12 protein-coding genes are annotated in these 14,070 nt (G+C 47.0%); 10 read left to right on the top strand and 2 right to left on the bottom strand.

Annotated elements, in window-relative coordinates; all coding sequences use genetic code 11:
• Nucleotides 1-102 precede the first annotated feature (102 nt).
• Nucleotides 103-1,191: a hypothetical protein gene (locus DW949_RS00250; RefSeq protein WP_118021286.1), complete on the top strand. Its 1,089-nt coding sequence runs from the start codon at nt 103-105 to the stop codon at nt 1,189-1,191.
• A gap of 21 nt (nt 1,192-1,212) precedes the next feature.
• A complete protein-coding gene (locus DW949_RS00245; RefSeq protein ID WP_118021285.1) occupies nt 1,213-3,141 on the top strand; it encodes a sigma 54-interacting transcriptional regulator in 1,929 nt (642 codons plus the stop codon).
• A gap of 171 nt (nt 3,142-3,312) precedes the next feature.
• Here the strand turns inward: DW949_RS00245 and DW949_RS13900 are convergent, their stop codons facing one another.
• Nucleotides 3,313-3,390 carry a putative holin-like toxin gene (locus DW949_RS13900; RefSeq protein ID WP_370448702.1) on the bottom strand — a complete coding sequence of 26 codons (78 nt, stop codon included), beginning with the start codon at nt 3,388-3,390 and terminating at the stop codon, nt 3,313-3,315.
• A 550-nt stretch (nt 3,391-3,940) separates the two neighbouring features.
• On the opposite strand from DW949_RS13900, the gene DW949_RS00235 reads away from it, so the two are divergent.
• Both DW949_RS00235 and DW949_RS00230 read left to right on the top strand, forming a co-directional pair.
• Nucleotides 3,941-5,269: an MFS transporter gene (locus DW949_RS00235; RefSeq protein ID WP_118021284.1), complete on the top strand. Its 1,329-nt coding sequence runs from the start codon at nt 3,941-3,943 to the stop codon at nt 5,267-5,269.
• Nucleotides 5,270-5,293: 24 nt separating this feature from the next.
• The gene (locus DW949_RS00230) at nt 5,294-6,298 is read left to right on the top strand and encodes a PdxA family protein (RefSeq protein WP_118021283.1); all 1,005 of its coding nucleotides are present in this window, start codon (nt 5,294-5,296) and stop codon (nt 6,296-6,298) included.
• Nucleotides 6,299-6,391: 93 nt separating this feature from the next.
• Here the strand turns inward: DW949_RS00230 and DW949_RS00225 are convergent, their stop codons facing one another.
• Nucleotides 6,392-7,258, bottom strand: a complete 867-nt coding sequence (locus DW949_RS00225) for an AraC family transcriptional regulator (protein WP_118021282.1) — start codon at nt 7,256-7,258, stop codon at nt 6,392-6,394.
• Nucleotides 7,259-7,535: 277 nt separating this feature from the next.
• Between DW949_RS00225 and DW949_RS00220 the strand changes: the two genes are divergently transcribed.
• The 6 genes from DW949_RS00220 to DW949_RS00195 all read left to right on the top strand — a co-directional run bounded on the left by DW949_RS00220 (nt 7,536) and on the right by DW949_RS00195 (nt 13,957).
• Nucleotides 7,536-8,312, top strand: coding sequence for an SDR family oxidoreductase (locus DW949_RS00220; RefSeq protein WP_059077119.1), 777 nt, complete (start codon nt 7,536-7,538; stop codon nt 8,310-8,312).
• A gap of 20 nt (nt 8,313-8,332) precedes the next feature.
• Nucleotides 8,333-9,577, top strand: a complete 1,245-nt coding sequence (fucP, locus tag DW949_RS00215) for an L-fucose:H+ symporter permease (RefSeq protein ID WP_118021281.1) — start codon at nt 8,333-8,335, stop codon at nt 9,575-9,577.
• A gap of 11 nt (nt 9,578-9,588) precedes the next feature.
• Nucleotides 9,589-10,371: an amidohydrolase gene (locus DW949_RS00210; RefSeq protein WP_118021280.1), complete on the top strand. Its 783-nt coding sequence runs from the start codon at nt 9,589-9,591 to the stop codon at nt 10,369-10,371.
• 141 nt (nt 10,372-10,512) lie between these two features.
• Nucleotides 10,513-12,363: an ATP-dependent zinc metalloprotease FtsH gene (ftsH, locus tag DW949_RS00205; protein WP_118021279.1), complete on the top strand. Its 1,851-nt coding sequence runs from the start codon at nt 10,513-10,515 to the stop codon at nt 12,361-12,363.
• Nucleotides 12,364-12,383: 20 nt separating this feature from the next.
• On the top strand, nt 12,384-12,920 hold the full coding sequence (locus DW949_RS00200; RefSeq protein ID WP_233539439.1) for a hypothetical protein: 537 nt from the start codon (nt 12,384-12,386) through the stop codon (nt 12,918-12,920).
• Entirely contained in the window at nt 12,917-13,957 is a 1,041-nt protein-coding gene (locus tag DW949_RS00195) for an LD-carboxypeptidase (protein WP_233539438.1), read from the top strand. The genes DW949_RS00200 and DW949_RS00195 overlap by 4 nt, the downstream gene beginning before the upstream one ends.
• The last annotated feature ends 113 nt before the right edge of the window (nt 13,958-14,070 follow it).

The following is a 14,070-nucleotide window of genomic DNA, read 5'->3' as shown; positions in this document are numbered from 1 at the left end:
TAGTTTGTTCATTCAACAACGGCATGATACAATATATATAAAGGCATTATATACATATAATATGAAATATAAAAGATAATACGATAATGAGGAGGAGTTATTATGAGTTGGTCTATGCCAGTTTACACGGCACCGGATTTTACGAAAGAACCATTTGTGAGTGCTCCGGACGTTACGTTAGTACCGGCACCGACGGATGGAGGGGCACCGGATCACTATCATTCCATGTCGATTTTCCCGGAATATTTCAAAATACACGGTCAATGGCTTCTGGCTGAAGAAAGCCGGATGGATTGTGTCCCCGTATATGATGGCAGGAAAATCTGCATCGTAGAATTCCGCAACCTGAAAAAGGGGGACCTTGTCGTCGTAGGCCGCAAAGAACACGGGGAAGAAGGAATTTATGTACACGTTGATGGCTTCCTGACAGATGAAGATAAACATAAAGATACCTTTGTATTCCGCACAGGGCGTTCGAGGGAAACGTCGTACTCCAAAGATTATGACTCCATTTACGAACTCTTGCGGCATGAAAAAGACCATGGCAAAGTGGTCTGGATTCTGGGGCCGGCCTGCGCCTTTGATGCGGACTCACGAAAGGCGTTTTCGGACCTTGTGCGCAATGGCTATGTCAATGGCCTAATGGCAGGGAATGCGCTGGCTACCCATGATCTGGAAGCGGCATATCTCGGTACGGCACTGGGGCAGGACATTTATACACAAAAGCTGGCTCCGCTGGGACACTACAATCACCTTGATACAATCAATAAGGTACGCCAGTACGGGTCCATCCATTCGTTCATTGAAAAGGAAAAACTGGATACGGGTATCATTGCCGCCTGCGATCAGTGCCACATCCCATTCGTGCTGGCTGGTTCTATCCGTGATGACGGGCCTCTTCCGGAAGTCATCGGAGATGTCTATCAGGCACAGGATGCCATGCGGGCCATGATCAGTGATGCCACGACGATTATCTGCATGGCAACGATGCTCCATTCCATTGCCACAGGCAATATGTTTCCATCGTACCGTGTCGTGCATGGTGTCGTACGACCGACCTATTTTTATTGTGTCGATATCTCGGAATTTGCTGTCAATAAATTGCGCGACCGGGGCAGCCTGAGTGTCGATTCCATCGTGACCAATGTGCAGGATTTTATCGTCAATGTACGCAACAATCTCTGCCGCTGATAAGGAGACAGGCTGAACGCTATGAAAATCACTTTCTTTTTGCCATATATGGAAATGAAAGACGTCGTCTGCCGTACGTTTCTCGAACAGCAGCAACAGGGCGAAGACGAATGGCAGCTGGAGACGGTGCTTAAATTGGGGACACAGATACTGGGTGATGTAGCCGTCGGCGGCGATGTAGTCATTGCCCGCGGAGCCACGTACCGCAAACTGAAGCAACTGCTGCGGCATGTTCCTGTTACCGAGCTGAAGATCAGCGGATACGATATCATGCGGGCGGCACTGGCCTGCAAGAAAGAATCGGGTGAAGAACGCATCGGCTATATTGGAACGACGGAAATGATTTACGGCGCCCGGCATATTTCTGAATTGATACCGGTGCAGCTTGTGACTGCTGCGGCTTTTGAGGAAGATGGCATACGGGAACGCCTTCTGGAAATGAAAGAACAAGGGGTCAAAGCGGTTATCGGCGGCGTAACATCTACCATTATTGCCCGTAAACTGGGCTTTGCCGCCGTGCGCATCAGTTCCGGCAGGGAGGCGGTCTATCAGGCTCTGGTAGAAGCGAAACGGGCATATTACCTCTCACTTCAGGAACGGCGCCGGGCCGAACTGTTCCGCGCTATCCTGAACTATACCAGCGATGGTATCATAGCTGTGAATAAGAATGATGAGATATTGCTCATCAACAGGGAAGCCGCTAATATTACAGGTCTTTCCCCTCAAAGTACGGGTAAAAGGCTGGCTTCTCTTCTGCCCCGTATTCCCCTGCGCCAGGTGGTAGAAACAGCCCAGCCGGTGCTCAACCGCATTACCCGTCTCAATGACCAGGATGTCACGCTGACCTGTGTCCCTATGCAGTCGGGAGAACAGACGATTGGTGCCGTTGCGGCATTTCAGCCTGTCTTGAAGGTGCAGAATCTGGGCAATGAAATACGGCGTAAAAAGAATCAAAAAGGGCATATAGCCAAAGCGCACTTTGATGATATTCTGGGTGAGAGCCCGGCTCTTTTGGAAACGATTCATCTGGCTAAGCAATACAGCAAGGCTGATGCCAATGTGCTGATCAATGGCGAGACGGGTACCGGGAAAGAACTCTTCGCCCAGAGTATCCATAACGCCAGCAGCCGCAGCCGGGAACCGTTTGTCGCTGTAAACTGTGCCGTTCTTTCGGAAAATCTTCTGGAAAGTGAACTGTTCGGCTATGTAGAAGGCGCGTTTACGGATGCCCGGAAAGGCGGCAAGAGCGGTCTTTTTGAAGCGGCCCATCACGGAACGCTTTTTCTCGATGAAATCGCTGAAATTTCTCCACGTATGCAGGGCCTTCTTTTGCGTGTACTGCAGGAACATGAAATCATGCGTGTCGGGGATGACCGGATTATTCCTGTCGATGTCCGCGTCATTGCCGCGACAAACCGGAACCTGGCAGCGATGAGCCGGGAAGGGAAATTCAGGCTTGACCTGTATTACCGTCTCAATACGCTGCATCTGGTACTGCCACCGCTGCGGGACCGGGGACGGGATGTGCTGTTCCTGTTCCGCCGCTTCTTGTCGGGAATTTATAGCCGTGATGGTATTATCTGGAAAGGAATGACGAAGGCGGCAGAACAGTGTCTGCTGCAGCAGCATTGGGCTGGAAATATCCGTGAACTGTACAATGTGGCAGAACGCGTTGCCGTATTTACCGAAGGAGCTGAACTGCATGAAAATGATCTGCGTATTGCTCTGAGCGGAGGGGTCCAGACTGGAACAATCCAACAGGCCCCGCAAGAAGAACCACCAATGTCTGCAGAGCAGAAAACCGTGTCAGCACCGGCAGCCGGAGAGATGGATGAATATCAGCGTATCCGGCAAGTGCTGGAAGAAACCCATTATCATTATGGACATGCAGCGGCACAACTCGGTATCAGCCGTACGACGCTGTGGCGGAAAATGAAGCAGATGAAGTGACAGGATAGAATGATAACGTGTAGCTGTACATCGTCTGCCTATCTTTTTTTCCTTTCGTGTGATATACTAAAAAAGGAGATAGTCCGGTGGCTGCACATCGGCTCTCCTCTTAGATTATAGGAATTGAAGAAGGCCGTGTACCGCGAGGTATGCGGTTTTTTTCAGTTTATATTATTTGCGTACTGAAATAATCAGCACGATTAATGTAGCAAAAGCAATTATCAAAGATAACGCTTCATATACCCTCATGCTGATCACCTCACTTTCGTGAGGAAAAACCGAATACACCGGACTGTCTCGTATATCTAGTGTATCAGAAAAGAAAAAGAACTTCAATGTTTTAATATCAAGCAAAATAATTTTAAAAATAGACAATAAGCGTATTTTTTATAAAAAAGAAAGAGTAAGAGTAACTGCTATATAATTCAATAGTATAAGTTTCTTGAAAATTTTGAAAATACAGTATTGAAATACAATAAATAAAATGTTTCAATATGGAATATTTTGTTAAAAAATAGGGGCAGATACAATATTAATGAATGGATGAGATTATGTGAAAAAATGTGATGAGTTATAGTAATAGAATTTAAGCAATTGAAATCGCTATAGATAATGTATGAATTCGTGTTAATTTTACCATAACTATACTATATATAGATTGACTTCGAAAAAATAAATTAATTATTGATAACAATGAAAATATGGTATGAATATTTCATATATATGTTTGAGACGTCATCATAATTGCAACATGTTGCTGTTTTACAAAAACTCTTAGATATGCAGGAGGTATTATGTAATGTTGGAGGCAACGAAAATAAAATCAAGTGCAATAGAAAAAGTAAAAAAACCGACACATGTACGTTTTCTCGTTTTATTTGTTGTTTGTCTTATTTACTTGATTACATATTTAGATCGCGTTAATATTTCAATTGCAGCTCCTTTTATGATGGCTGAATTTGGATTAAGTAAAATGGAATGGGGACTAGTGCTTTCCGTTTTTTCGTGGACTTATGCCATGGCTCAAGTTCCAGTAGGTATGCTTTGCGATAAATATGGGGCCAGAAAAACACTTTCGATTATTGTTACTTGGTGGTCCGTTTTTACAGTAGCAACTTCATGGGCTTGGAATACAATCTCACTGGTAGTTGTCCGCTTGCTTTTTGGTTTAGGAGAAGGTGGCGCATTTCCTTCAGCAACTCGCGCTTTAGCACACTGGATTCCTGCAACTGAACGTGGCTTTGCGCAAGGCCTTACGCATGGCTTTTCACGATTTGGCGGAGCCGTTACTCCAATGATTGCTGCATTTATCATATCAATGTTGGGCTGGAGAGCTTGTTTTGAAATTTTCTCTGTTATTGGATTAATTTGGGCTGCTGTATGGTGGTTTTGGTTTCGTGATACGCCTAAGGAATATCAGAAAAAATGGGGACAAATCTCTAATTCAGAAATTAATTTAATCCGTGGAACTGATGCAGCGGTCGAACCTAAAGCAAAACCTAAATTGGCATTTAAACAACTGTTAAAAAGTAAAAATGCATGGTTCCTTTGCTTAAGTTATCCGACATATTGTTACACAGTATGGATTTTTATGACATGGTTGCCGAGTTATTTGGTAGAAGCTCGTGGATTTAATTTATTACAAATGGGGTTCTTTGCTAGTTTGCCTTTGCTTGCCGGGACTATTGGTGATACCTTGGGTGGATTAATTTCGGATAAAATTTGGAAAAAGACCGGAAATGGAAAGCTGGCGCGTCGGATTGTCCCGATGACAGGCATGCTGATTGCAGCGGCATTTATGATTCCAGGGGCATTGACTGAATCAGCATATATGGCGGTATTTTTTATGGCTTGTTCGCTTTTTGGGTTGGAAATGGCCGTTGGTGTCTATTGGGCAACTTGTTTAGATATTGGTAATGATTATGCTGGCACTATTTCTGGGTTTATGAATACCATAGGTAATATCGGTTCAGCACTTTCGCCGTTAGTATTTGGTGCGGTATTACAGATTACGGGATCGTGGATTTATCCATTTATTGTTGCTTCTTCAATTTTGGTAATTGGTGCAATGCTATGGCTTAAAGTTAATCCAGAAATGAAGATTGCAGATGAACTTCACTTACACTAATAGAAAACTGGGGGATTTATTATTATGAAACCAATTATAGGTATATTCTTAGGGGAAGCCGCCGGTGTGGGTCCGGAGCTGATTGCGAAACTGGTAGCAGAAAAAATGCCTGATACCTGCTGCCGTCCCGTGCTCATCGGTGATGCCCGTGTACTGCGCCGGGGAATGGAAATTTCTCACGTTGATTTTCCTTTCACCTGCGTGGATAGTGTAGATCAGATTGACTGGAATGGTCCTATTTCTATCATTGATTTGAAAAATCTGGATCCCGATACGGTTAAAATCGGCGAAGTGGATCCCAAGTCCGGCAAAGTAACCGGGGACACGCTCGTATATTCTATGGACCTTCTGAAGCAGCATCAGATTGATGGCTTCGTCTTCGGACCGCTCAATAAACAGGCTTTCAAACGGGGTGGGTATCATGTAGAAGATGAACATGAACTCTTTGCCCAGTGCCTCGATTGGATGGATAAACCCCGCGGTATCCTCAACGTTATGAATAAATTGTGGACATTCCGCGTTACGACGCACATCCCCTTCAAAGAAGTACCTAAATATATCACTAAAGAAAATGTCCTGAAAACGATTGATCTGACATACCAGACGATGAAACGGGCTGGATATGACAATCCCCGTATTGCACTGGCAGCTCTCAATCCGCATTGCGGAGAAGGTGGTCTGTGCGGGACCGAAGAAATCGATATTCTTCAGCCTGTCGTAGAAAGCCTGCAGGCCCAGGGCAAAGATATAGTCGGTCCTGTATCGGCAGATACTATTTTCATGCATGCTTTCCGTGGCGAATACGATGCCGTTGTGACGTTGTATCATGACCAGGGTCAGATTGCCACAAAACTTCTCGCCTTTGACGAAGGTGTTACCGTAGCTGGTGGCCTGCCTTACGCTATTACGACACCGGAACATGGTACGGCATTCGATATTGCAGGCAAGGGCATTGCAAAAACGAGTTCGTTTGCTCATGCAATCCGTTTGGCAGCCCAGATGTCCGGCTGGCGGGGAGAAGAAGCATAATCGTCTACTTTCTGGAAAAATAATATTGTAAACAGAAAAACAGTCTTACTGCATGTGCAGCAAGACTGTTTTTCTGTTTATGGCATATTGACACTATTTCCGGTTGACCTGACGAAATTTACCAGGGGAAATTCCTTTTTGTTTGCGGAACGTTTTGATGAAATAACTGAGGTTATTGAATCCGCAGGAATAGGCAATATCTGTAATGGATTTGTCTGTATAGGCCAGTTTCAGGCAGGCCTGGTCGATGCGGTACTGATTCAGATATTCAATCGGTGTATAGTGCGTCATTTTCTGGAAAAATTTACAGAAATAATTAGGTGACAATCCTGCAGCGCTGGAAAGTTCGGAAAGTGTCAGGGGTGTCGCGTATTTGTCGTCAATGAGCTGGAATGCCTTTTTTAATTTCTGCATCTGAAGATGACTCGTTTCTACCGGCTGCTTGGTCACAGGAGTATATTGTTTTTCCTGAATGATAAGCCCGAATACCGTATACAGCATGCCTGTAACAATCAGTTCATAACCGGGATTTTCCCGTTGCATTTCTTCAAAGAGGATACGGACAATAAGGGCCAGCTTTTTGTCATCCTGATTGAAGTGATTGCGGACGTTGAGCGTATGATTGAGCAGGTTATTGAGATCACTGGATTGATAGTTGGTCGAATGAAGCAGTTTGGGAGGTTCAAATACGAGACATTCATATGCTGTATCATCAGAATCGACGACACCTCCGTGGACGATGCCATCGCGGATAAAGACAATATCCCCCGGAACGAGATGCAGTGTCTCCTCATTGAGTGAAATCGTAAAACCGCCGCGGAGCATGCGGATGAGTTCATATTCCATGTGCCAGTGATAGGGCATGTTAAAACGGGGATGATATTTTTCGACATGGTAAAAACCGATGGGGAAATCGAAGCGGCCGCGCTTCATCATTTCATGATAACCTTCGTGTTCCAATAGACAGGGCGCCTCCTTTTTTTACGTAATATTGTGCAATTTATCGATAAAATTATTATATTTTACCATTGTTAACTGACAAAAATAAATAAAATAGCCGAAATATACATAAAATTATTATACTAATAGGTAGTATAACACAAGTAAAGGACTTTGCCCAATGCTATACTATGAACATGAACAAAAGGAATATTAAAAATCCGAATCATGCATGATAAGCAACGAAGTTAAGTGGTCAATGCCCTTACGGCATAATTAGAAAGGATGGTATTATATCATGGATTTACAGTTAAAAGGCAAAGTCGTATTGGTTTCTGGTGGTGGCGCTGGTATTGGCAGCGGTATCGTAGTGTCTCTCGTAAAAGAAGGCGCCGTTCCCATTATTCTGACCCGTTCGGATAAACCGGAATTCAAAAAAGAATTAGATGCTATGGGCGCCGATTATGAATTCCATCTCATCGACCTCAATAATACGGATCAGATTAAACCGATTGTTGATGACGTAGCGAAACGCCGCGGTGGTATTTATGGCGTCGTAAATAATGCCGGCTGCAACGATAACAAAGCAATCGAAGAAACGTCGTGGCAGGATTTTGAAAAGAGCCTCCATGGCAATCTGACCCATTATTATGAACTCGTCCGTGCCGCTCTTCCTTATCTGATTAAGAGCAAAGGCTCTGTCCTCAATATTACATCCAAGACGGCTCTTACGGGCCAGGGTAAAACGAGTGCCTATGCGGCAGCCAAAGGTGCTATCCTGGGCCTGACCCGTGAATGGGCTGCTGCGTTCCTCCAGTATGAAATCCGCGTCAATGCCATCGTAGTCAGCGAATGCTGGACGCCTCTGTATGCAAAATGGATCAAGACTTTTGATGATCCGGAAGCCCGTAAGAAAGTTATTACCGATAAAATCCCGTTCCAGCACCGCTTTACGACAATTGAAGAAATCGGAGACAATACGGTATTTCTCCTCTCGCCGGTATCGTCCCATACGACGGGCCAGTGGGTATTCGTCGATGGCGGCTATGTACATCTCGACCGTGCGTTAACCTAAAGGCAGGGAGGTAAGGACTTATGCCAAGTGCAAGCAATAAAAGCATAAAAATCGCGTTTATCCTGGTTACGACGCTATTTCTGCTCTGGGGTCTCAGTTATGGACTGATCGACGTCATGAACAAGAATTTCCAGAACCAGCTGGGAATTACAAAAGCTACTTCCGGCCTGCTGCAGGCAGCCTATTTCGGCGGGTATTTCGTTTTTGCTACACCGGCTTCTCTCGTAGCCCGTAAATATGGCTACAAAGGTGGTATCATGATGGGCCTGGCACTCTATGCTATCGGCGCCCTTATGATTGTCCCGGCCAGCAACGCCCACAGCTTCCAGATTTTCCTCGTAGCTTTCTTTATCATCGCCTGTGGTCTGGCCAGCCTGGAAACAAATGCCAACCCGTATATCACGAAGTTAGGCAGTGATAAGGACGCTGCGTTCCGGCTGAATGTCGCTCAGTGCGCCAACGGTATTGGCCAGTTCTTAGGGCCTATCATCGGGGGTATGCTTTTCCTGTCCATTGCCAGCGGCACAGATATTTCGCAGAACATGCACAACGTACAAATGGTTTATGTCGGTATTGCTGCTATTGTCGTTGTTATGCTGATTCTTTTCGTAGTCAACAAACTGCCTGAAGGGGCAGAAGTTTCCGGGGATGAAGATGCAGCCGAAGGGGATGGGTCGTACAGCCAGCTGTTCAGCTACAAACACTTCCGCCTCGGTGCTCTCGCCCAGTTCCTCTATATCGCAGCCCAGGTTGGTGCCGGTGCCTTCTTTATCAATTATAGTGTTGAACACTGGCAGGGACTTTCCGACAGCCGTGCCGCTTATTTCTTCAGCATCGCTCTCGTAGCGTTCCTGATTGGCCGTGTCGTTACGACGCCGCTCATGAAAAAGTTCAGTGCCGGTAAAATCCTCGGCGCGTATTCAGCTATCAACGTCGTCCTCGTCGTACTGCTGAACATCGTGTCCGGCAGCACAGCCGTATTCCTTCTCATTGCCGTATTCTTCTTCATGTCCATCAGTTTCCCAACCATCTTTGCCCTGAGCATTGTCAATCTGCCGCAGAACCTGGTCAAGACCGCATCCAGTATCATCATTATGAGTATCGTCGGCGGCGCTATCATGCCGTACTTCATGGGTCATGTCGCCGATATGGTCAATACAGCTGCCGGCTATCTGCTGCTCATCCCGTGCTTCCTCTATGTTGCCTGGTACGGCTTTAAAGGATGTCACGCTGATGACAGTGCAAAGAAAGCTATTCAGCAGTAAGGAGAACAATCATGTTAGATATTATTGACAGTCATTTCCATATCTGGAATCTCGACGTGCTCCGTCTTCCCTGGCTCAAGGATTGCCCGGCCATTGCTCACAGCTATGCCGTGTCAGACCTTCTGGCAGCCTACGGACGCCACGACGATGTCAACTTCCTCGGCGGCGTCTATATCGAAGTCGATTGTGATGACCGTTTTAAAGAAGATGAATACATCTATGGCCTTCATGAACCGAAGATGCTGGCCAAAGTCATGCGGGCTCCCCTTTCAGCACACATGCGCGTACCCCTCGGTATCGCTGGTGTCCGCGAACCGCTCCATGTACCCGGTTCGCCTAAGGGCCGCTGCCTGCAGAAAAGCTTTATCGAAGGATTGGAAGCATTGGCTGATGCAGGGCTTCTCTTTGAAAGCTGCAACCGTACGGAAGAACTGGATGATATGTATCAGGCAGCAAAAACGGTTCCGCAGGCAAAAATCGTCATCAACCACTGTGGGAATGCGACAGAAGTAACGCCGGCATATAAAGAAGTGATGACTAAGTTTGCCTCTCTTCCAAATGTGTACTGCAAGGTTTCGGGCTTTCCGACCCAGAATAAAAAGTTTGTGAAAGAACTCCTCGATTTCCTGAGCGGAACCTTTGCTCCGGACCGTCTCATTTACGCTTCCAATTTCCCTGTCGTATCGCTGTATTCCACCTTTGATGAACATCTCAATATCGTCCGTGACTATTTCCACGACGATCCTGATTTCTTTGCTAATACGACAAAAGCGTTATATCAGATTAAAGACTGATACGCCTATGCCTGTTAGATAGCCACTTCTCTGGGAAAAAGCACTGCTCCTGCCGGCAGTGCTTTTTTCCATATCATTTTTCCTGGTTTGGGTTTATAATAAAAAACACAGAGTATAGTTATACAGTAAGGAAGTGACATCATGAAAGAAATCAAAGAAAAAAAGAAGCCCATGCTGTTTTATTATATTGTAGCACTGGCGATTATTTTTATGTTCAACGCCGTTGCCAAACCGTATTATGATCAGCAGAGCGTCAAGAATGTCGATTATGGCACCTTTATGAACATGACCGATGATAAGTCGGTAGCAAGTGTGGAAATTGAAGAAAATCAGATTCTGTTCAAAGACAAAGACGGTAATCAGTACCGGACTGGTGTCGTCAATGATCCTCAGCTGACAGAACGCCTGCATAAAGCCGATGTTTCTTTCAATCAGGTCATCAAGGAAAAGGATTCGCCCTTTACGGACTTTCTCATTGCCTGGATCCTGCCTATCCTGATTTTCTTTGGCATCGGGTATTATTTCAATCGTAAACTGATGAGCCGGGGCGGTGGGAATTCGCTCATGTTTGGCTCGAAAAATCAGGTGAAAGTCTATGTTCCCTCTGCCAATGGCATTCATTTTTCCGATGTGGCCGGTGAAGATGAAGCCAAGGAAAATCTGTCTGAAATCGTAGATTTCCTTCATCATCCAGATAAATATGCCAAAGTAGGGGCCAAGATGCCAAAAGGGGTGCTCCTCGTGGGGCCTCCGGGCACAGGCAAGACGATGCTGGCCAAGGCTGTAGCCGGTGAAGCTGGTGTTCCCTTTTTCCCCATTGCCGGCTCGGAATTCGTAGAAATGTTCGTCGGCATGGGTGCTTCCAAGGTGCGTGACCTTTTCAATCAGGCCAAGCAGAAAGCACCGTGCATTATATTCATTGATGAAATAGATGCTATCGGCCAGAAGCGGACGGGCAGCGCCATGGGTAACAGTGAACGGGAACAGACACTGAATCAGCTCCTGACAGAAATGGACGGATTCGATGCCGATGACAGCGTCGTCATTCTGGCGGCGACCAACCGCCCGGAATCGCTGGATCCGGCACTGCTCCGGCCGGGCCGGTTTGACCGCCGCGTCCCTGTCGAATTACCGGATCTCCAGGGCCGCGAAGCCATCCTCAAGGCTCACGCACGTAAAGTCAGCCTGGATTCAGATGTCGATTTCCATACCATTGCCCGTATGGCTGCCGGTGCCTCCGGTGCAGAATTGGCCAATATCGTCAACGAAGCGGCTCTCCGGGCCGTGCGGGATCACAGGGATGCCGTCTGTCAGGCTGATCTGGAAGAAAGTATCGAAGTGGTCATCGCAGGCTATCAGAAGAAGAATGCTATTTTGTCGGACGAAGAAAAGCGGACCGTGGCCTATCATGAAATCGGACATGCCCTGGTAGCAGCCCTTCAGAGCCATTCGGCACCGGTACAGAAAATCACCATCATTCCCCGCACATCGGGAGCGCTGGGATATACCATGCAGGTAGATCAGCAGGATAAATATATTTTGTCCAAAGAAGAACTGGAAAATAAAATTGCTACCTTTACCGGTGGCCGTGCTGCAGAAGAAGTCGTATTCGGCCAGGTGACGACCGGTGCATCCAATGATATCGAACAGGCGACGAAACTGGCCCGGGCTATGATTACCCGGTATGGCATGAGTGATGAGTTCGATATGGTCGCCATGGAAACGGTGACGAATAAATATCTCGGCGGCGATACATCACTGGCCTGTGCACCGGAAACGCAGAAGTACATCGATGCCAAAGTCGTATCGCTCGTCAAGGAACAGCATAATAAAGCCAGAAAGATTCTTTCTGACAACCGGCCGCTTCTGGATGAGCTGGCAAAATTCCTGTATGAAAAAGAAACGATTACGGGAAAGGAATTTATGTCTATCCTGCGCAAGTATTACAAACAAGATGAAGTCAAAGACGCTCCGGAATTACCGGAAGACTAGACAAGGAAGGCGGAAACAGGATGAAGAGCAGCGAGCATGGCAGACGAAACGGAAACATATGGAAAAAAGCGGCTATCCTGATGGGACTGGCACTGTGTCTGGGAGCGGGAAGTGTACTGCCGGCACAGGCATACTTCAAGAGTCCCCTGGCTGCTGATCCCCATTACCGGCCTGTGAATTTCGGCATGGGGTATGAGGTCTATATTGATTTATCCCACCTGGAAACCATACCGGGTAAAGGAGGCGACTGGGTTTTTACGGTTCCTATGTTCAATTCCAAAGAAGATTCAGGACAGATTGAGGGAACCTATACCCTTACGTACAAGATAGACCGGAGCAAACAGGCCTGGGTCTATGATGAAGGCACTCATTCCTGGCAGGTCATTCCTATGAGTAAACGGATACAGCACAGCCAGATGGCCGATTATGTAGCCGTCAATCTCTGCTATAAAGCAAAAACCGGTAAATATCTCTACGATGCCGGCCAGTATGTACAGGCTATGGAACGGTATTATCACGGGCCCGATGTGATGCCTGCCGTGGGAGCTGGGAAGTGAGACGCCTCCGGATCTATGCCGGGATGCTGGCTCTGCTTCTCCTATGTCTGCTGCCAGGTATGGCTATGGCGGAAGAGGCGATGTCACCTCTTTCTATCGTAAAGGGACATCCTCTCCGGCCTGGCGATACGATAGGCATCGTTGCGCCTGCGACCCATAGTGAAGATATCGCACTGGCTCCCCATCTGGAAGCCCTCCATGCCATGGGATATAAGACCTGCCTGGCTCCGTCGGCCCTGCACCGGTATGGATATTTCGCCGGTACAGATTCTGAACGGGCCGATGATATCAATGCATGTTTCCGGGATAACCGCATCGATGCGATTCTCTGTCTCAATGGTGGATACGGCAGTGCCCGGATTCTGGACCGGCTTGATTATGCCATGATTGCGGCCCATCCCAAACTGCTCATCGGATTCAGCGATATTACGGCTCTTGAGGCGGCACTCTATGAAAAAAGCCATCTTGTGACCCTGAGCGGGTCACTGCTCATTACTATTCCGGGAAGCCCCTATTCTTCTCAGCAGTTCAGGCAGGCCGTGACGGCATCAGCGCCACTGGGAGCTGTGACGATGCCGGCAGGCAGGTCATTGCAGACGGTGCTTCCTGGTAAAGCCTCAGGCAGGCTGATCGGGGGAAATCTTTCTGTCATTGCCTCACTCGCCGGTACGCCGTATGAACTAAAAGGAAAGGGCTGTATCCTGGTCCTGGAAGACGTAGGAGAAGAATCATACCGCATCGACCGGATGATGAACCAGCTCTGGCAGAATGGACTGTTGCAGCAGGTAGAAGGAATCGTCTATGGCGATTTTACAGACTGTGGTCACGATCCCGGTGATTTTACGACCGATGAAGTGCTGACATATTATGCCAAAAAGGCAGGAAAGCCTGCTGTCCGGGGGCTGCCGTTCGGGCACGGAACGGATAAGGCCTGTCTTCCTATCGGAGCGTACAGTGAACTGGATGCCCGGCCGGATGGTACAGCGCAGTTTGCTATCAAAGAAGCACATACAATTCAAAAAGACGCATCGAAATGAAAAGATGCGTCTTTTTTATGCGCAGAGTCCTGTTATGGCAGAATCAGGGCTTTTTTTGTTGTCCTGTATTTGTTAAAATAATCTATTATAGTTGTATATGAAAGATATAGAAA

This window comes from Megasphaera sp. AM44-1BH, from assembly GCF_003467125.1.
In the GTDB taxonomy this organism is placed as follows: domain Bacteria; phylum Bacillota; class Negativicutes; order Veillonellales; family Megasphaeraceae; genus Megasphaera.
The sequence above is the reverse complement of the archived record's forward strand: the minus strand, read 5'-3'. Positions and strand labels throughout refer to the sequence as shown.

Coding starts and splice junctions, on each gene's coding strand:
- DW949_RS00250 (WP_118021286.1), top strand. CDS start 103: ATGAGTTGGTCTATGCCAGTTTACACGGCACCGGATTTTACGAAAGAA.
- DW949_RS00245 (WP_118021285.1), top strand. CDS start 1,213: ATGAAAATCACTTTCTTTTTGCCATATATGGAAATGAAAGACGTCGTC.
- DW949_RS13900 (WP_370448702.1), bottom strand. CDS start 3,390: ATGAGGGTATATGAAGCGTTATCTTTGATAATTGCTTTTGCTACATTA.
- DW949_RS00235 (WP_118021284.1), top strand. CDS start 3,941: ATGTTGGAGGCAACGAAAATAAAATCAAGTGCAATAGAAAAAGTAAAA.
- DW949_RS00230 (WP_118021283.1), top strand. CDS start 5,294: ATGAAACCAATTATAGGTATATTCTTAGGGGAAGCCGCCGGTGTGGGT.
- DW949_RS00220 (WP_059077119.1), top strand. CDS start 7,536: ATGGATTTACAGTTAAAAGGCAAAGTCGTATTGGTTTCTGGTGGTGGC.
- fucP (WP_118021281.1), top strand. CDS start 8,333: ATGCCAAGTGCAAGCAATAAAAGCATAAAAATCGCGTTTATCCTGGTT.
- DW949_RS00210 (WP_118021280.1), top strand. CDS start 9,589: ATGTTAGATATTATTGACAGTCATTTCCATATCTGGAATCTCGACGTG.
- ftsH (WP_118021279.1), top strand. CDS start 10,513: ATGAAAGAAATCAAAGAAAAAAAGAAGCCCATGCTGTTTTATTATATT.
- DW949_RS00200 (WP_233539439.1), top strand. CDS start 12,384: ATGAAGAGCAGCGAGCATGGCAGACGAAACGGAAACATATGGAAAAAA.